Genomic DNA, 19,284 nt, shown 5'->3' on the forward strand with positions numbered 1-19,284 from the left:
CTTTCTCCTGGGGCGGCGGTGTCACGCCGGAACGACGGCGGTGACACCCTTCAGGTCCAGCTGTTCCGCGAAGTGGCAGGCGACACGGCGTCCGCCGACCTCACGAAGCTCAGGTACTTCCTTGCGGCAACGCTCCTCGGCGTAACCGCACCGCGGACTGAACGGACAGCCCGGCGGCACCTTCGAGGGATCCGCGATCTCGCCACGGAGCATGATCCGGGACCGCTTGCCACGGGACGCGGGATCGGGATCCGGTACGGCGCTCAGCAGCGCCTCGGTGTAGGGATGCAGGGGCTTGGTGTAGAGCTCCTCGGTCGAAGCACTCTCGACGAGCTTGCCGACGTACATCACCGCGACGTCGTCGGCGACATGCTCGACGATGCCGAGGTCGTGGGACACGAACAGATAGGTCAGCCCGGATTCCTCCTGCAGATCCTTCAGCAGGTTGAGGATCTGGGCCCGGACCGATACGTCGAGCGCGCTGACCGCCTCGTCCGCGACAACCAGCCGCGGGTCGGTCGCCAGGGCACGAGCGATCACCACTCGCTGCCGCTCACCGCCGCTGAAGGCATGCGGATAGCGGTTCGCGTACTCCGCCCGCAGTCCGACGCGACGCAGCAACGCCGCGACCTTGTCGTCGATCTCGTCGCGCGAACCGCCTTGGTGCACCCGCAACGGCTCCGCGACGGTGTCGCGCAGGGTCTTGCGCGGGTCGAGCGAGGAGTGCGGGTCCTGGAAGATCAGCCGGACCTGCGCGCGGTACGGCTTCAGCTCCCGCTCGGACAGCGCGGCGAGATCGACACCGTCGAACATGATGCTGCCCGACGTCGGCTCGTACGCCCGCACGATGCAGCGGCCGAGCGTCGTCTTCCCGCACCCCGACTCCCCGACCAACCCGAGCGTCCGGCCGGCGCGGATGGACAGGTCGACCCCGTCGACCGCCTTCACCACACCGCGGCTCCGGCCGAAGAACCCGCCATGCTGCGGGAAGTGCATGGTCAGGCCGTTCGTCGTCAGCAGGCTCACTGCTCCCCCTCGCCGTACAGCAGGCAGGCGACGTCGATGTCGTCGGTCCGCACCCGGACCGGGACGGTCTCGTCGCACTTCCCGGCCATGAACGCGTCACACCGTGGATGGAACCGGCACCCCGACGGCCGCTCGTACGGCGGCGGCACGGTCCCCCGGACGGCGGCCAGCCGGCGCTGACCGAGTTGCCCGAGCCGGGGTACCGAGCGCACCAGCGCTTGTGTGTAGGGATGCTTGGGGCGACTCAGTACCGAGGCGGCCGGACCATGCTCGACCACCTCGCCGAGGTACATCACCGCGACCTCGTCGGCGACCTGCGCGGCGACGCCCAGGTCGTGCGTGATCAGCATGATCGCCATGCCGAACTCCTGCTGGAGATCCTGCAGCAGATCGAGGATCTGCGCCTGCGTCGTCACGTCCAGCGCCGTCGTCGGCTCGTCCGCGATCAGCAACCGCGGCTGGCAGGACAGGGCCATCGCGATCATCGCGCGCTGCCGCATGCCGCCACTGAGCTCGAACGGATACGAGTCCACCCGGCGCTGCGGGTCCGGGATGCCGACCCGGCTTAGCAGCTCGACCGCACGCTCGCGGGCCACCGCCTTGCCGACCTGCTCGTGCAGCCGGATCGCCTCGACGATCTGGTCGCCGATTGTGTGTACCAGACTGAGCGACGCCATCGGCTCCTGGAACACCATCGCGATGTCGGCCCACCGCACCTGCCGCAGCCGCTTGTCCTTCGCGGCTACCAGGTCCAGCGGGTCACTTCCGGGCTCGTCGCCGTACAGGAGGACCTGGCCGCCGACGATCCGGGCCGGGCGCTCGACCAGGCGCAGGATCGAGCGCGCGGTGACACTCTTGCCGCAGCCGGATTCCCCGACCACCGCCAGCGTGCGGCCCCGGCTCACGGTCAGGTCGACGCCGTCGACAGCCTTCACGACACCGTCGTCGAGCTCGAAGTGAGTCCTCAGGTCGCGGACTTCCAGCAAAGGCGTAGCCATCGGAGTCCTCCTACTTGTAGGGATCCGCGGCGTCGCGGAGACCGTCGCCGACGAAGTTCATGGCCAGTACGACGACCACGACCGCAAGGCCCGGGGTCAGCAGCCAGGGCGCGGTGGCGACGGCCCGGATGTTCTGCGCGCCTTCGAGCAGGACACCCCAGCTCACCGCCGGCGGCTGCAGACCGAGGCCCAGGAACGACAGGCTGGTCTCGCCGAGGATCATCCGGGGCACCGCCATCGACACCGACGCGATGATGTGGCTGGCGAACGACGGCACCATATGGCCGAAGATGATCCCGCGCCGGCTGACACCGTCCAGCCGCGCGGCCATCACGAAGTCCTCCTCGCGCAGGCTGAGGAACCGGCCGCGGACGTCCCGGGCGAGTCCGGTCCAGCCGATCAGCGAGAGGATCACCGTGATCGCGAAGTACCGGGTCAGTGGCCCCCAGCCGCCGGGCAACGCCGCCGACAACGCCATCCACAGCGGCAGCGTCGGGATCGACATGATGAACTCGATGACCCGCTGGATCGCGTTGTCGACCCAGCCGCCGTAGTACCCGGAGATGCCGCCGATCAGCATGCCGAGCAGGAAACTGGCGAACACGCCGACCAGACCGATCGACAACGAGACCCGGGCGCCGAGGATGAGCCGGGACAGCAGGTCGCGACCCGACTGATCGGCTCCGAGCAGGAAGAACGGGTCGCCGGCGTTCACCGGTCCGATCAGGTGGATGTCGGACGGGATCAGCCCGAGGACCTTGTAGCTGTCGCCGCGGACGAACAGCCCGACGTCGATGATCTTGGACTTGTCGACGGTGAAGGTCTGTTCGAAGGTCTCGTTGTTCCGGGTGGACGAGAACCCGTAGACGAACAGGCCGTGCTCGGTCGACAACTGGATCGTCTGCGGCGGCGCGTAGGGCAGGGACGTGTGGGCGGTGTCGCTGCCGGACGGCGCGAAGAAGCCCGCGAAGAGCGCGACGAAATAGATCGGGACCAGCACGATCAACCCGATCAGGGCCAGTCTGTGGCGGCGGAACTGGCGCCACATCAACCGCCACTGGGTCTGCGGGACGGTCTGCTGCGCTGTCTGCTGGAGCATCCTGACCTATCCCTTCTGGAACCGGGTGCGGATCCGCGGATCCCACCAGGCCAGCGCGAGGTCGCTGAGCATCGTGCCGATCACCGTCAGCGTGCTGAGGATGAGGACGAAGCTGCCGACCAGGTACATGTCCTGGCTCTTCACCGCGCCGAGCAGCAGCGGGCCGCTGGTCGGCAGGCTCATCACCACCGACACGATCGTCTCGCCGCTGATCAGGCCGGGCAGCAGCCAGCCGACCGTGCTGAAGAACGGGCTGAGCGACATCCGGACCGGATACTTCAGCAGGAGCTTCCACTCGGGCAGACCCTTCGCCCGTGCGGTCGCGACGTACGGCTTGTGCAACTCGTCGAGCAGGTTGGCCCGGGTGATCCGGATCAGCCCCGCGGTGCCGGCCACGCCGACCACGACGATCGGGATCCACAGGTGTGAGATCAGGTCCAGCAGCTTGCCCAGGTTCCACGCGGCGTCGGCGTACTGCGGGGAGAACAGTCCGCCGACACTCTGGCCGAAGTACCGGAAGCCGACGTACATCATCACCAGTGCGAGCATGAACTCCGGCACGGCCATCCCGATGAAGCCGAGGAACGACGCGAAGTAGTCACCGGGCGAGTACTGCCGCAGGGCGCTGTAGATGCCGATCGGGAACGCGATCGCCCAGACGAACAGCAGGCTCGCGATCGACAGCACCATCGAGAGCAGCACCCGGCTGCCGATCAGGCTGGCCACCGACTGGTTCCAGGCGAAGGACTGACCGAGGTCGCCGTGCAGCACCACCCCGGAGACCCAGGTCAGGTACTGCACCATGAACGGCTTGTCCAGCCCGTAGTGCCGCTTCAGCTCGGCGATCTGCGAGTCCGGGATGTCCTGCCCGCGAGCCTCCGCGTTCGCGATCACCGTGGAGGTGTAGTCGCCCGGCGGCAGCTTGATCACGACGAAGGTGACGAACGAGATCGCCGCCAGCGTCAGGACCATCCAGAGCAGCCGCCGGGTCACGAACCGCAGCATTACGTGCCGATCGCGAACTGCTCGGGATGGACGATGCCAGGGGCAACGGCCTCGATCATCTGGTCCGGCACGTTCAGGAAGTCGTTCTTCACGACGCCGTACGTGCTCGGCACGCTGCTGGTGCCGATGTAGTAGAACTGGTCGGCCGCGATCTGCAGCACCTGCTTGCCCAGGTCGAGTGTCTTCGCGGGGTCCGGCTCGTTGCGGGCCTTGGTGAACAGGTCGAGCTGCTTCTGGACCTCCGGCGGCGGCGTGGTGCCTTCCTTGCCGTGGGACTGGTACCACTGCGCCCAGCCGATGCCGTAGCGAGCGCTGCCGTCGTTGGTCGGCACCCAGTAGTGATCGCCACCGGTGCCGGTCGGCAGCACGAAGGTGCCGCTGGTCCAGGTCCCGGCGTCGTGGTCGTTGGCCTTGACCCGCTCCTTGTAGAGGTCCTCGCTGACGGCCTGGGTCCGCAACTCGACGCCGACCGCGAGCCAGCGCTTCTTGACGAACTCGATCGCCTCGACGTGGTCCGGGAACGACTCGCTGACCAGCACGGTCACCGACACCGGCTCGCCGTCGGCGCCCAGCCGCCGGCCGTCCGCTGACTTCTTCGTCAGCCCGGCGGCGTCCAGGTGCTGGTTCGCCTTCGCCAGGTCGAACTCCAGGTACTGCGTGGCGAGCTGCTCGTTGTAGTACGGCGAGTCCTTCGGCGGAGCGCCTTGCCAGGGCTCGCCCTGACCGGCGTACACCGCGTCGACGATCTCCTTGCGGTTGATCGCGTACGACAGCCCGATCCGGAACTCCTTGTTCGCGAACAGCGTCCGCTTGACCGGATCCTTGTGCGTCTGGTTGATGCCGATCAGCATCGTGTTGGTGAGCTGGGTCGGCACCTCGAAGATCTTGTAGCCGCCCTTGTCCCGGTTCTGCGCCACCACCGGCTTGTTCTGCGGGGTGCCGAAGTTGCGGTACTGCATGCCGAACTCGCCGTTCATCACCTTGAGCAGCTCGACCTGCGCGTCCTGGACCACCTCGACCCGGCAGGCATCGATGTAGGGCAGTTGCCGGCCCTGGTCGTCGACCTTCCAGTAGTACGGGTTGCGGCTCAGCGTGACCGCGGAACCCTTGCCGAGCGCAGTGCCCACCTTCCACGCCGCCAGTGTCGGCTGGTCCGCGTTGGTGAACGGGTTCTGCTTCTGGGTGAACAGGTCGGTCCAGCTGCCGACGCCGGCCTTCTTGGCGAGCGCGTTCGCGTTCGGGTTGTACTTCAGGTGGAACTGCTGGAAGTAGTGCTTCGGCAACAGCATCCCGTAGGCGCCTTCACGCAGGAAGATCGCGTCGGCGATCTGCCCGAGCAGCGAGGGCTGCGGCGCCGTGTAGGTGAACTTCACCGTCCGCTCGTCGACCTTCTCGATCGTGGCCAGCTTGCCGGTGTCGGGCGAGAGGAAGGCGTCGTAGATCCCATCCGGGTGCAGGCCGGTGTCGCACTGCACCTCGAGCACGGTGAACAGCATGTCGTCCGCGGTGCACGGCTTCCCGTCGGACCATTTCAGGCCCTCGCGCAGCGTGAAGGTGAATTCCTTGCTGTCGGCATCGACCGCGTACTCGGCGACGTTCGCCTCGATCTCGTCGTACCCGGGCTTGCCGGTCTTGTCCGGCTTCCAGCGCACCAGCGGCTCGTAGGCCATCGCGTACCACAGCCACTGGGTGTCTTCCTGGGTCAGCATGGCCGAGCGCCAGGTCCCGCCGTACTGCGCCTGGCCGGACAGCGGCTTGATCACGGGCGGGTTCTTCGGCAGGCGTTCGGCCAGTGGTGGCAGGGATCCCTTGTCCACCAGGGCCTTCAGCATCGGCGACTCCTTCTCACCGGCTGCGGCAGCCTGTGCGCCGGCACCGGCCGGCTTGGTGTCGAAGAAACTGCAGCCGGGGACTGTGGCCGCTACCAGCAGGCCCAACCCACCCTGCAGAATCCGCCTGCGGTCGATCGTACGTCGTGCTCCGGACATCGCTTCCTGCCTCACTGCTCGACCGAGAGGTTGCTGAACTGCGCGGTCCCGTAGTCGACGAGGGCGTTGTCCACCTTGCCGCCGTCGATCGCGAGTCCGATGTAGAAGGTCCGGCTCGGCATCATGATCTTCTCGTAGCCGAAGCGGTCCCACTTGGTCTTGTCGGTGGAGATGAAGGCCTCGAACTCGACCTCCCGCGCCTGCGGTCGCTCACGCCGGAGCAGCCGCAGCCAGTACTGCTTGGTGGGATCCAGGTAGCTGCCGTCCCACGGCCACGGCCCGACACTCGGCACCGTGCCGTCGGTCTGGATCCGGATCGCCTGCGCCTTCAGGCCGCCGTCGTCGGTGACGTCCGGCGCGTCGCTCGCGTTGTCGCCGACCGTGCCCATGCCGCCGGCCACGCCGAACCCGATTCCGCCGTACATGAACGGCGCGGCCGGGTCGAGGCTGTCGCGGATCATCAGGCCGGCGGTGATCCCGTTCGCCACCTTGGCGATCTTGTCCAGCCGGGCGGTGATCTGGGCGACCGATCCGGCGCCGCCGACCTGGAGCTTGCGGTACACGTAGTGGAAGTTGCTCGACCGGCCGAGGATCCGGCCGGAGCCCTTGATCGTCAGGATCCCGCTGTCGAGGCTGCCCGAGCCCGGGACCGCCGGCTTGCCGACGGCGGCCGACGTCCAACCCGGCGTACCGGACTGGAGGTTGACGTGCACCGGCACCGCGGTCGACTGGGTCGCCGTCCCGTTCCGGTCGGTGGCCCGCGCGGTCACCCAGTAGGTGCCGTCAGCAACGTTCTTCCACTGCACCCGGTACGGCGCTGTGGCCGCCGAGCCGATCGACTGGTCGCCGACGAAGAACTCGACGCCGGCCAGCTCGCCACCCTTGGCCGGCGCGGCGTCCGCCTCGACCGTCACGGTGGGCGCGGTCCGGCCCGGGATCGTCTGGTTGTACGTCGGGCTGGTGATCCGTACCGCCGGGCTGCCGACCGGGTCGGGGACGATCGAGTTGAGGTAGTTCTCCAGGTAGGTGTAGCCGTTCGGCGCGATCTTCTGGGCGTCGGACGGATCGTTGGGGTCCAGGCCTTGCGCCTTCTCCCACCAGTCCGGGATGCCGTCGTGGTCGGAGTCCACGGGCGCCTCGGTCTGAACCAGCGGCGGGTATCCGCCGACCTCCTTCTGGGAGTTGATCAGCCGTCCGGTCCCGTTGCGGGCCTCGTCGACCACCCGGGCATCGGCCGCGTCCCGCCGCGGCAGAATCGCGCCGGCGTTCGCGAGCACGGCCTCGTACGCCTTGGCCGCGGACTGGATGTCGCCGCGACCCGGGATCGGCTGCGGCTCGGCGAGGTCGACGATGCCGCCGATCGGGTACCGGATGCCCCGCCGGTTGTGCGCGGTGACGTCGGGATGGCCGTCGACCTGGTTGCCGGCGACGTACCACTGGCCGCCGCGGTTCGCGCTCACGATGACCGGGGCGACCTCGCCGAGCGTCGTCGGGCCGGGCTTGTAGTAGTTGCCGACGATGTTGATGCCGTTCGACCACTCGCCGCCGTACACCGAGGTGTAGCCGTGGTCGTAGACCACATTGTTGTAGTGGTCGACCTCGAGGTTGATGCCCTCGGTGTAGCCGAACCGCGGCTGCCGGCCGCCCTGGTGGGCGATCAGGTTGTGGTGGTAGGTGTTGCGCTCGCCACCCCAGATCCCGCCGTACCCGTGCCGGTTCTTCGGATGTGCGGACAGCGCCAGGCCCTCCGAGACGATGCACCACTGGACGGTGACGTCGAAGTTCCCGTACGGCGACAGGCACTCGTCGACCGCCCAGCTGAACGAGCAGTGGTCGATGATCAGGTTGCGGATCTCCGGGCTGACCGAGCCGGGCACGTTGGTGTTGAAGGAGTCGTCGGCGATCTCGAAGTGGTCGCCGAGCCGGAAGCGCAGGTAGCGGATCACGATGTCGTGGGCGCTGCCCTTGATCCCGGTGCTGTGGCCCGACAGGCAGATGCCGCCGCCGGGCGCGGTCTGACCCGCGATGGTGAGGTTGTTGCCGGCGATCAGCAACTGGGACTGCAGCTCGATGGTGCCGGAGACCCGGAAGACGATGGTCCGGTCCGAACCGGACACGCCCTCGCGCAGTGAGCCGGGACCGGAGTCGGCCAGCGTCGTCACCTCGTAGACGGAACCACCGCGGCCGCCGACGGCCCACTTCCCGGCGCCCTCGGCACCGGGGAACGCGGGCAGCCGGTCCTCGCTCGCGGCGGATGCGGCGGTCGCGGTCTTCGCCGAGGCGGTCGGCGCGATCCCCAGGGAGGCCGCGCCGACGGCGGCGGCGGTGGTCCCGACGAACCCGCGCCGGGTCCAGCCGGAGGAAGTTTCAGTCATCGTCCATGCCTCACTTTCGCAGGGGGCGGCCGCCGGAGTGAATATCTAATCGGCATCGAATGGATCGACGGGCCTCATGGTTGCGGAGGTTACGAAGGAGTGTCAAGAGCATGACGCGGATGACTTGCAATCGTTTGCAGCCACGAGATCGCGCGGCGGCAATCGTTTGCACCAATCCGGCGCCGAACCCTTGTCGGCCCCGTCACGGTGATGGTTTCCTTCAGCCATGCCCCTTCGCCCACTCCCCCTCGGCGCTGCGCGGATCACCGGTGGTTTCTGGTCCGAACGCCAGCGGATCAACCGCACCTCGACGATCCCGGCCGCGGCCCGGCGGCTGGAGGAAGCGGGCACGCTGCTGAACTTCCGCCGGGCCGCGGATCGCTCGAGCGTGGGTCAGTTCGCCGGGAAGCTCTTCGCGGACACGGATGTCTACAAGTGGCTCGAGGCGGTCGCCTGGGAGCAGGCCCGCGAGCCGGCCGGCGAGCTCGCGGCCTGGCAGACGACAACGAGCGCGCTGGTGGCTGCCGCACAGGAGCCGGACGGCTACCTGAACACCTACACGCGACTTGTGCTCGACGGTCAGCGGTACGGCGATCTGGAGAAGGGGCACGAGCTCTACTGCGCCGGCCACCTGCTGCAAGCCGCGGTCGCGCAGTCGCGGGCGACCGGTGATCGCACACTGCTCGACGTCGCCTGCCGACTCGCCGATCTGCTGTGCAAGACGTTCGGGCCGGGCCGGCTGGAAGGTGTCGACGGTCATCCGCTGATCGAGATGGCCCTGGTCGATCTGTACCGGGAGACCGGGACGCCGTCGTACCTGGAGCTGGCGTCGTACTTCGTCGAGGCGCGCGGGCACGGGCTGCTGACCCCGCCGGGTCATCATGGGCCGGCGTACTTCCAGGATCACTTGCCGGTGCGCGCCGTACGGACGCTCGCGGGACATGCCGTGCGGGCGTTGTATCTCGCGGCTGGGGCGACCGATGTCGCCGTCGAGACCGGTGACACCGAGCTTCTCGATGCGCTCCGGGCTACCTGGCAGACGATGGTCGGCAGTCAGACGTATCTGACCGGCGGCGTCGGATCGCGGTGGTACGGCGAGGCCTTCGGCGACCCGTTCGAGTTGCCACCGGATACGGCGTACTGCGAGACGTGCGCGGCGATCGCCAGCGTGCAGTGGAGCTGGCGGCTGCTGCTCGCGACCGGCGAGAGCAGGTACGCCGACCTGATCGAGCGGACGCTGTACAACGCGGTCATCTCCGGGGTCTCGCTGACCGGGGACAGCTTCTTCTACGTGAACACGTTGAAGGTGCGACAGCACGCGTACGCCGATGACCAGCGGTCCGCGATCGGCGGGAGACAGCCGTGGTACGGGACGGCGTGCTGCCCGCCGAACGTGATGCGCACGCTCTCGTCCCTCGATCAACTGGTCGCGACGTCGGACGACAACGGGGTGCAGTTGCAGCTCTACGCGCCGGCTGCGGTGACCGCCGAGATCGGTGCTGGCACGGTCGGGCTGGAGGTGACGACGGAGTATCCGTGGCACGGCACTGTTCGGGTGCGCGTGACCGAGTCGCCGGGCGAGGCCTGGACCCTGGGCCTTCGCCTTCCCGCCTGGGCCGCCGGCTGCACGCTCGCGATCAACGGCGTGGAGCAGCGGACGGGGGCTGCCGGGCGGCTGCTTCCGCTTCGGCGGAGCTGGCAGGCCGGTGACGAGCTGCTCCTGGAGTTGCCCGTGGAGGCTCGTCGTACGTCGCCGGACGAACGGATCGACTCGGTCCGTGGGTGTATCGCGATCGAGCGTGGGCCGTTGGTGTACTGCTTCGAGCAGCTGGACCAGGACGTCGTACTGGATGAGACGGCTGTGGTGCCGGGTGCGTTGGTCGAGCGGGAGCGGCCGGATTTGCTGGGTGGGGTGACGACAGTCGAGGTGCCGGCGCGGGACGGGCAGACGCTGACGGCGATCCCCTATTACGCGTGGGCCAATCGGACGGTCGGGCCGATGACGGTGTGGGTCTCGGAATGACGTACTACGAAGACCCGGGCCCCGGGTACGGCGTGCTGCCGGCGCGGGCCGCCGTACGCACGGATGCGGGACGGCTGAGTCTCAATGGTCAATGGCGGTTCCGGCTGGCGGAGACGGTCGCGGATGATGGCTTCGAAAAGGTGGATTTCGACGACTCCGAGTGGGCGTACTTGCCGGTGCCGTCGAGTTGGCCGATGCACGGGCACGGGCGGCCGGCGTACACGAACCAGAAGTATCCGTTCCCGGTTGATCCGCCGTACGTGCCCGATGAGAACCCGACTGGGGACCACCGACTGGTGTTCGACCTGGCGGCGTCGTGGGACGGGCCTTCCGTACTCCGCTTCGACGGGGTGGATTCGTGTGCGCGGGTCTGGCTGAACGGCGTCGAGCTCGGTGTGACTCGCGGGAGCCGGTTGCCGAGTGAGTTCGACGTGAGTGCCGTACTGCGTCCGGGGCAGAACGTGCTCGCGGTGCGGGTGCATCAGTGGTCGTCGGGGAGCTACCTCGAGGACCAGGACATGTGGTGGCTGCCGGGGATCTTCCGCGATGTCACGCTGATCGCCCGGCCCGCTGATGGTGTGGATGATGTCTGGGTCCATGCTGACTACGACCATCGGACCGGTGCCGGCACGCTGCGGGTGGAATCCGTCCCGGGTGCGGTCGTGCGAATCGCGGAACTGGGTGTCGAGGCGACGGCTGGTCAGTCGGTGATGATCCCCGGCGTCGAGCCGTGGTCCGCGGAGGCACCGCGGTTGTACGACGCCGTCGTCGTGACCCCCGGTGAGACCGTGTCGCTGCGGATCGGGTTCCGTTCGGTGGCGATCGTCGACGGCGTACTGACGGTCAACGGGCGGCGGGTGTTGTTCCACGGGGTCAACCGGCACGAACACGATCCCGTGCTCGGTCGCGTCGTACCGACGGAGCGGCTGCGGCGGGAGCTGCTGGTGATGAAGCAGCACAACATCAACGCGATCCGGACCAGCCACTACCCGCCGGACTCGCGGCTGCTGGAGCTGTGCGACGAGCTCGGGTTCTGGGTGATGGACGAGTGCGACTACGAGACGCACGGCTTCTTCCTGCTGGATTGGCGCGGGAACCCGGCCGACGATCCGCGCTTCCTGGACGCCTCGCTGGACCGGATGCGGCGGATGGTCGAGCGCGACAAGAACCACCCGTGCGTAGTGATGTGGTCCCTCGGCAACGAGGCCGGCGTCGGGGCGAACCTGTCGGCGATGGCGGAGTGGACGCGTCGTCGTGATCCGTCGCGGCCGCTGCACTACGAGGGCGATCTGACCTGTGCGGACGTCGATGTGTACAGCCGGATGTATGCCTCCCACGCCGAGGTCGAGGCGATCGGCCGACGGGCTGAGAAGCCGTTGGACGATCCGGCCCTGGACGCGCGGCGGCGGGCGATGCCGTTCGTGTTGTGCGAGTACTCGCATGCCGGGGGCAACGGTCCTGGCGGGCTGCCGGAGTACGAGGAGCTCTTCCACACCTACGAACGCTGCCAGGGCGGATTCCTCTGGGAGTGGATGGAACACGGCATCCTCCGCCCTGACGGCACGTACGCGTACGGCGGCGACTTCGGCGAGGAACTCCACGACGGCACGTACGTCCTGGACGGGCTGGTCTTCCCGGACCTCACTCCCCAACCAGTCCTGGCCGAGGTCCGCAAAGCCTTCGAGCCCGTCCACCTGTCTGTGGTCTCAGACGCCGTGAAGATCACCAATCGGTACGACGTCCTCGACACCACCCACCTGGCGCTGCACTGGGACCTCGCCGACGACGGTGAGGTGGTCGCGCAGGGCTCCCTAGACCTGCCGGTGATCGCCGCAGGCTCCGAGGCGACCGTCAAGTTGCCCGACTTCTCCGCGCCGCCTCAGAACCGCGAACGCTGGCTGACAGTCCGGGCAGTGCTGGCCAACGACACCCCGTGGGCGAGTGCAGGACATGAGGTCGCCTTCACCCAAGCGCAGGTCACCCCGAACGCGCATCCCGCGCACCCCAATCTCCCGCGTCAGCCCACCAGCCTGTGGGTTCGCATCCCGGAGTCCGGTGCGTCAACCCGCGCTGCCGTGGGTCAGCCCACCAGATTGGAGGATGGCGGCGACGTCCGGCTTGGAGCGGGGCGGTTCTGTGGGCGGACCGGGAGGCTGATCAGCCTGTCTGGGTGGGAGGTTGAGCACGTGCCGTTGGAGTTGTGGCGGGCGCCTACTCAGCACGATGCGCGGACCTGGGATGCAACCACGTTGGACCGGACGACACGGTGGGCCAACGCCGGGCTGGACCGGTTGCGGTATCGGACGGTGTCCGTGGAGGCGGCCGGAGACGAGTTCGTTGTGGTGACGATGGTGGGGGCGGCGGCTACGGACGCTCGGGTGTTGACGACGTACCGATGGAGGGCGGAAGGGGACCGGCTGGCTGCTGAGGTGGAGGTGGAGCCGGCTGGTCAGTGGATGGTGCCTTGGGCAAGGGTTGGGGTGACGTTCGGGCTGCCGGGTGGATTCCAGGACGTGAGCTGGTTCGGGCTGGGGCCGGGGCAGGCGTATCCGGATTCGCGGGCCGCCGCGCGCATCGGCCGCTACACCTCGACCATCGACGACTACCAGGTACCGTTTCTCTATCCACAGGAGAACGGCTCGCGGGCAGACGTGCGTTGGGCCGAACTGTCCGGCAGGGCCGGGAAGATCCGGCTGGCCGGCGACCCACACCTTGCACTGACCGTTCGCAGGTGGACGATCGCCGAACTCGCGGCCGCAGCGCATCCGCAGGATCTGGTCGCGGGCGACAAGGTGTGGGTGACTCTGGATGCCCTGCAGCACGGCTTGGGTAGTCCGACCAGCGGTGCTCCGATCCTCCCGCCGCACGACCTGCAGGCCTGCTCGCACCGGTTCCGGTTCAGCCTGGGGTGACCGTTCAGGGATCCGGCGTGGCCTTCGGCACTCGGTGGGTGCCGGTCGGGTCGACGTGGAAGCTGAAGCCGGGGTGTGGTCCATTCCAGGGTTTTGGGGTCGAGGCGGTGGACGGTCCAGCCGTGGGCGTGGGTCTTGACCCGGTGACCGTACCGGCCCAGCGGCGCGAGGTTGGTGGTGTTGGTTTGACCCGGTGGGCCGAGCGGGTCGTAGGGCCGGAGGTGGTCCAGGTCCATGCCGCGGTGGGTCTCTTGGGTGCCGAACGGGAACAGTTCGACGGGGTGGGTGAGTTTGATGCGTTCGCGGATTCGGTCGGGGATTTCGTAGGCGTCGACGCTGACGGCGTCGTTGAGGTTGATGACGGGTTTGACGGTGTAGGGGCCGTGGCCGATGAGTTCGGCCAGTTGGTCGGCGAGCAGCGGCCCGATGTGTTCGGCGCGGAGGACGCCGGTGCCGGTGGCCAGGGTGTGGTCGGTGAGGTGAACGTAGATCTGGGTCTGGCCCGGACGCACTCGTCCGCGGGTCCGGTCGGGACTACCGTCGCGGTCGGCGCCGGTTGGGGTGGTGTGGGTGGTGTAGGCGTCTTGTTTGATCTGGGCCAGGCGGGCGTGCAGGGCGCGGCGGGCGGCGGCGTTCAGGGGTTCGCCGTCGTCGGGGTCGAGGTGTAGGCCGGGGTCGGAGGGGTCGAAGGGTTCGATCGGCACGGTGTCGGGGGTGTCGAGGGGGTCGGGCAGGGCGCTGCCACTCGGGTGGGGTGCGTCGCGATCGGCCTCGTCGTCCAGGCCGGGCTCGTCGTGTCTCTTGGTCCGGTCCTCATCACCCCACCGGGAACCTCGTCCCACGCCGGGCTTCGCGGCAGCCCCGGCCATCCCGGTGGCCCTCGCGGGAGCGAGGCCGTGGCCCGATCCGACCAGGTGGTCAGCAAGAGCCCGGGCCAGGTCGGTGGTCCCGTGAGAGCGACCGTCACCGGCCTCGGGGCACTCGGCGCCCGGAGCACTCGCACCCGAAGCAGTGCCGCCCCGGGCGGTGGTGCCCGGAGCGCCGGCGCCTTCCCGAGCGGTCGTGCCCGGAGCGGTGGCGTCCAGGGTCGAGGTGTCCGGCGCGGAGGTGTCCGGCGCGGAGGTGTCCGGCGCGGAGGTGTCCGGCGCGGAGGTGTCCGGCGCGGAGGTGTCCGGCGCGGAGGTGTCCGGCGCGGAGGTGTCCGGCGCGGAGGTGTCCGGCGCGGAGGTGTTGGTGTGGTGGTGGCGGGCTTGGGTGAGGAGTTCTTGGGTGTAGCGAGGGTCGGCGAGGATCCCGACCGCGTCGGCGCGGCGGTGTTGGACCGACCGGGTGTCGCCGAAGGTTTTAAGGGCGTCGGCGATCGCGGCCAGGGTCGCCTCGTTGCGGATGACCGCGCCGGCGGCCGCCTTGATGTACATGGTCTTGGTGCCGTGCTCGGTGGAGCGGCCGACGAACACGCCGCGTTCACGGGCCTTCTCGGCGGCCTCGGCCCGCGCCAGGGCGGGGTCGGCGTGCATTTTCGCGGCCTGGACGATCTTGTTCAGCCGGTACGGGGTGATCGAATCGATCAGGGGTGCGACCCGCTGGTCGACGTAACGGGCCGCGTCCTCGGACAGTTTCGCGCACTCCGAGACGATGCGGCACGCCTTCCACGGGGTCGCCTCACCGGCCAAGACCCGGGCCCAGGTGAACGGGAACCGGTGCCGCAACGCCAACGCCTGACCGATGTAGTTCGCCGCGACCCGCGGGGAGATGCCGAGGATCACTGCGAACTCGGCGATCGCGAACTCCAGGATCTCCGGGCACCCGTCGCCACCCAGCACCACCGCCCGTTCCCGGCCGTCGCAGGCACGCCGGCCCGGCCGGACCGGACACGCGTCAGGATGGAAACGATCGGCATAGACCTGGGCATGTTCCAGGCGCCGCGCGTCGACCCGCCGGGCCTCGGCGTCGTGGTCGGCGGCCGAGGCCAGCAGGTCGGCCGTCGTCAGCGTCGCCAGGTCTCCTTCGAACATGTGTGCGATTCTACGCAACGCTATGAGGCTGCGGCAAATCCGTCGGGACCCCGAAAGCCCTTATCCACAAGGGAAAACATCACACCGAGCGAGACCAGGAATCGAGTAGGGATCACGGTCATCTGACGTGGGCTGGTGGGGTGTGTGCGCCGTGCAGCGAGCCAGGTGTCGGCCAGTGGTTGCCGGTTGGGAGTGGTCGCAGACACCGCGTCCTTCAGGCGCGCCTTCCGCAGTCAGTGCCGCCTCCAGCTGTCGGAGGGCGCCGGCGATGCGATGCTGAGCGAGTTCGCGCACCGGCTGGCCGAGCTTCAGTGCGCGGTGGCCGCGTAGACGCGGGCGATGTCGGGAGTGGTGCTGGAGGGGTCTGTGATGGTCAGGCGCAGTTGGTTCGCGGTGGCGGACGACGAGGCGATCGGCGAGCGGTACGAGTTGCCGTCCGAACGCGCGTACGCCGAGATCTGTGGTCCGGCGAATGAGACGAGGGGCCGGGTGTCGGCGGTGACAACGACGCCGAGCTGGACCCAGCCGGCGGCGGTGTGCGCCGCGACCTGGAAGACGGTCAGGACGGTGGCCGGTGGCAACGTTCGGGTAGCCGTAGCCGCTGTCGACGGCGGCCTCGTTGACGTCCTTGCACGTGCCTAGATTCACCGTGAGGACCGGTGCCGTGTCGCCGAGGGCCGACATCCAGTGCCAGGTGTCGATTCACGACTCATCCACCGCCTTCGCCGCGCCCGAGGAAGCGTCGTACGTCGAGGACCGTGGCACCCCGGGCCAGGAAGTCGGAGCAGGGCGAGACCGCGGGAGAGCCGGCCAGCCAGTCCGCGAAGCCGAACTTCGGATCGCCCTTGGCCGCGGTCAACGGGACCCTGGTTCGGATAGAGGTGGTGGACGTACGCGATGTTGCCCCGGGCAATCGGATCGGTCACCGCACCGTTCAGCCGGGTGCTCCAGTACGGACTCCCATCAGGATCACGTTCGACGCGATTGACCGGATCGCCGTCACCACCGGCTGGATGTACTCGTCGCCGGCGAGGGCGGACTTCCTGAACGCGGGATTCGTCTGTCAGTCGCGGTGCGTACGGATCTCGTCCGGCCAGGCGAGCCGGACGCCGAGCTCGTTCGTGAGCAGGCGCTGGTAGTCGGCCAGATGGTTCGGGTTGTTCCGGACCTTGCGCGGCGACAGCCCGTTCGTGAGGCAGAAGCTGACGAGCGCGCCGACGGCCTCGCCGATGCTCCACTCGACCGGATGCAGGCGGTAGCAGCCGTTGGTGATGTGAGTCGTGCCGATGTTCTTGTTCGCCGGCAGCAGGTTGTCGACGCGGACCGGGATCAGCGCGCCGAGCGGGATCTGGAAGGGATAAGCCTCGATGTCGACATAGCTGCGGCCGGCCGTGCTCGGATGTAGGTCGATCCGGTACCGTCCGAGCCCGACGGTGTCGGCGAACACCTCACTCCCCGACCCGTCCGGCCGCGCCTCGACCCCGACGTGCTGCTCGAGCACAGTGAACTCGGCCTGGATCCGCCGCGATTCCCGGATGTACGGCGCCTTCGCCAGACCGTCGGCCGTACCCGTGACATCCGGCCGCAGCCGCAAACCGGGGTAGCCGCCCTCGGTCTGCATCCAATACAGGAAGGACAAGGACAGGTCCCGGCTCGCGGCCAGCGCCGCCGCGGGGTCCGCCGCCCCGACGAGCGGCTGCTCCCAGTAGTCGAGCTGCGGCCAGTTCACGACGGTGACGTCGGGGATCGCTCCGTTCAGGAAGTTGCTGCTGGCAAGGATCTGCCGGTACCGCCACAGCGAGAAAGGCGCGAGCCGGTCCGGGTTCGCCTCGAACAACCGCCACTCCCGGCGCTCCAACGTGACCGGTACGACGTCCTCCCAGGACAACTGCGGTCCCGGCCAGAACGGCGCGATGTGGTCGTGCCAGTGCGCGTACCCGGCCGGCCTGTCGATGGTGTGGTCCTCCCCTGGCCGGTGCTCCAGCGCGAAACACCACGAGAAGGCCTGCTGGTCCAGCGGATCGGCAACCTCGGGCGCGTGCAACTCGCCGGTGGTGGCGCGGCTCTCGGCGCCGACCACGTGCTCCACCCCGGCCAGTTCCACCAGGTCACCGAGCTCGGTCGCGTCGACGACGTATGCGGCCGATACGGTCAGCTCGTTCCCGGAGCGGAGGTCGCGTAGCGTCACTGCGTCGATCTCGTCGCCACCGGTGTGCGCCGCGATCGGCTCGTGCTCGAGATGAACGGTCAGGTGGCCGCTCGCCCGCCAGGGTGCGAGCATTTCCTCGAGCACCGCCGCGGCGACCCGCGGTTCGTGGCAGAACCGGCTGACGGCGCCGCGCCCCGGGTCGAGCAGCGGATCGGCGGCCACCTCGGGTCGCAGCGGGTAGTTGCGCCGGTAGTAGTCCCGGATCCGCCGGCGGAGTTCGGAGTACCCGGGAGCGGCGTACTCCTCGATCCACGGGTGCTCGTCGGGTGGCACCAGTTGGCTGGTCAGCTGACCGCCGAGCCAGTCTGTCGACTCGGTGAGGGCGACGCGCTGTCCCAGCCGCACCGCGGCAAGCGCGGCCGCGACACCTCCAAGGCCGCCCCCGACCACCAGCACGTCCGTCGTGAGTTCCACGCGTTTCGCTCCTTCGTCAGCGGGGTGCGGCGACGGCCGTCGCTGGTCCCGGATCATACGTATGCGCACTTCTTTCGGCCACCACGATGCGGGGATGCCGGCCGGCGACAGCCACGTCGTACGCCTCGACCACTCGCCAGGCAGCATCGACGCTGATCCGCGCCGCCTGCTCCTGGTTGAGGATCGCGACCACGCGCCCGCCCGGCCTCAGCACCCGCCGCCACTCCCGCAGGTACGGCGCGAAGTCGCCGAGGCTCACGCGGACGTTCCAGGGCGGGTTGGTCAGGATGCGATCCACTGGGTCGGACAGCCGGGCGGCGTCACCCGTCCGCCAGGTGACTTCCCGGCTCGGAGAGTTCGCGCGGGCCGCGGCAAGAGCAGCCGGTTGCCGATCGATCCCCAGATAGTTCGCACCGGGCTCGATGGCGTATGCCTCGAGCAGCAGCGTCCCCGCGCCACAGAACGGATCCAGCACCCGCAGGCCCGCCCTGATGCCGGCCAGTCCGGCCATCGCCGCCGCGACCGGCGGATGCAGGCTCCCGGCCACCGTCCGCCGACGCCAGACCCGCCGATGAAGCGGCACCTCGAACGGCCGCACCGCAATCCACAACGTCTTCCCGTCGAGCACAACCCGCCAGTCGACCCGCTCAGCCGGCGGAACCGCGCCCGTACGGCGGGAGTGGTACGTGCCACCGTCGATCCGCCCGCCGATCAGATCCTCGACATCGAAGCGGCTGAAGTTACGCCGCCCCTGAAACGACGCACTCACCGCGAACGGCCCGCGGGTACCCGGCACCACCAGACCGCGAACCGCAGCAGCCAGCGCCTGCTTCGTCGGCCCAGGATCCGCCACAGCAGCCCGCACGACAAACAGATCATCGGCCAGCCGAGGCGCGCTGGTGATGATGGTCGCGGTGGTGGCTTCGACAACTATTTGTCGTTTGGACACGTCGATCACACGATGACCCGCGGCCGCCAACTCCTCGGCCGCAAGGCGCTCCAGCCCCGTGACAGTCCGCACGAGCACCTGAGTGATCGACTCCGCCGCGTCACTACGCGCAGAATGCATGACAGTGTTCTCCCGGTCAGCGTCGGGAGCGATCGAACGATCAGCTCCCGCCTCGCTGGCTGCGGGCAAAGCCTCGACCGGCCAGCGGGAGCTAGCCCAGTCGGAAGAAAGCTGTCATGCGGCGATGGTGGCACACGGTCGTCGCGGTGCC

At 68.7% G+C, this 19,284-nt stretch carries 13 protein-coding genes; 3 read left to right on the top strand and 10 right to left on the bottom strand.

Annotated elements, in window-relative coordinates:
* Positions 1 to 21: 21 nt before the first annotated feature.
* Genes OG558_RS43190 through OG558_RS43215 form a run of 6 tightly spaced genes read right to left on the bottom strand, consistent with a single transcriptional unit; the run spans position 22 to position 8,491 of the window.
* The gene (locus OG558_RS43190; RefSeq protein WP_405072291.1) at positions 22 to 996 is read right to left on the bottom strand and encodes an ABC transporter ATP-binding protein; all 975 of its coding nucleotides are present in this window, start codon (positions 994 to 996) and stop codon (positions 22 to 24) included.
* Between the two features lie 26 nt (positions 997 to 1,022).
* On the bottom strand, positions 1,023 to 2,024 hold the full coding sequence (locus OG558_RS43195; protein ID WP_405068212.1) for an ABC transporter ATP-binding protein: 1,002 nt from the start codon (positions 2,022 to 2,024) through the stop codon (positions 1,023 to 1,025).
* 10 nt (positions 2,025 to 2,034) lie between these two features.
* Positions 2,035 to 3,123 carry an ABC transporter permease gene (locus tag OG558_RS43200; protein ID WP_405068213.1) on the bottom strand — a complete coding sequence of 363 codons (1,089 nt, stop codon included), beginning with the start codon at positions 3,121 to 3,123 and terminating at the stop codon, positions 2,035 to 2,037.
* Positions 3,124 to 3,129: 6 nt separating this feature from the next.
* Positions 3,130 to 4,128 (bottom strand): ABC transporter permease, encoded by a 999-nt coding sequence (locus OG558_RS43205; protein WP_405068214.1) that lies wholly within the window; start codon positions 4,126 to 4,128, stop codon positions 3,130 to 3,132.
* Complete coding sequence (locus OG558_RS43210; RefSeq protein WP_405068215.1) at positions 4,128 to 6,116, bottom strand: ABC transporter substrate-binding protein; 1,989 nt, start codon at positions 6,114 to 6,116, stop codon at positions 4,128 to 4,130. Before OG558_RS43210 ends, OG558_RS43205 begins: the two co-directional genes overlap by 1 nt.
* Before the next feature lie 11 nt (positions 6,117 to 6,127).
* Positions 6,128 to 8,491 carry an Ig-like domain-containing protein gene (locus tag OG558_RS43215; RefSeq protein ID WP_405068216.1) on the bottom strand — a complete coding sequence of 788 codons (2,364 nt, stop codon included), beginning with the start codon at positions 8,489 to 8,491 and terminating at the stop codon, positions 6,128 to 6,130.
* A gap of 226 nt (positions 8,492 to 8,717) precedes the next feature.
* On the opposite strand from OG558_RS43215, the gene OG558_RS43220 reads away from it, so the two are divergent.
* From OG558_RS43220 to OG558_RS43230, 3 genes are all read left to right on the top strand, one after another.
* On the top strand, positions 8,718 to 10,514 hold the full coding sequence (locus tag OG558_RS43220; protein WP_405068217.1) for a glycoside hydrolase family 127 protein: 1,797 nt from the start codon (positions 8,718 to 8,720) through the stop codon (positions 10,512 to 10,514).
* The gene (locus OG558_RS43225; protein ID WP_405068218.1) at positions 10,511 to 13,426 is read left to right on the top strand and encodes a glycoside hydrolase family 2 TIM barrel-domain containing protein; all 2,916 of its coding nucleotides are present in this window, start codon (positions 10,511 to 10,513) and stop codon (positions 13,424 to 13,426) included. Before OG558_RS43220 ends, OG558_RS43225 begins: the two co-directional genes overlap by 4 nt.
* Positions 13,427 to 14,180: 754 nt before the next feature.
* Entirely contained in the window at positions 14,181 to 14,684 is a 504-nt protein-coding gene (locus tag OG558_RS43230; protein WP_405072292.1) for a Cys-every-fifth RiPP peptide CefA, read from the top strand.
* Between the two features lie 1,065 nt (positions 14,685 to 15,749).
* Here the strand turns inward: OG558_RS43230 and OG558_RS43235 are convergent.
* From OG558_RS43235 to OG558_RS43250, 4 genes are all read right to left on the bottom strand, one after another.
* A complete protein-coding gene (locus OG558_RS43235; RefSeq protein WP_405068219.1) occupies positions 15,750 to 16,022 on the bottom strand; it encodes a hypothetical protein in 273 nt (90 codons plus the stop codon).
* A gap of 128 nt (positions 16,023 to 16,150) precedes the next feature.
* Positions 16,151 to 16,300 (bottom strand): hypothetical protein, encoded by a 150-nt coding sequence (locus OG558_RS43240; protein WP_405068220.1) that lies wholly within the window; start codon positions 16,298 to 16,300, stop codon positions 16,151 to 16,153.
* 204 nt (positions 16,301 to 16,504) lie between these two features.
* Positions 16,505 to 18,064: an FAD-dependent oxidoreductase gene (locus OG558_RS43245; RefSeq protein WP_405068221.1), complete on the bottom strand. Its 1,560-nt coding sequence runs from the start codon at positions 18,062 to 18,064 to the stop codon at positions 16,505 to 16,507.
* 16 nt (positions 18,065 to 18,080) lie between these two features.
* Entirely contained in the window at positions 18,081 to 19,133 is a 1,053-nt protein-coding gene (locus tag OG558_RS43250; RefSeq protein WP_405068222.1) for a TRM11 family SAM-dependent methyltransferase, read from the bottom strand.
* Positions 19,134 to 19,284 lie beyond the last annotated feature (151 nt).

The sequence above is a fragment of the Kribbella sp. NBC_01510 genome, from assembly GCF_045040325.1.
Lineage (GTDB): Bacteria > Actinomycetota > Actinomycetes > Propionibacteriales > Kribbellaceae > Kribbella.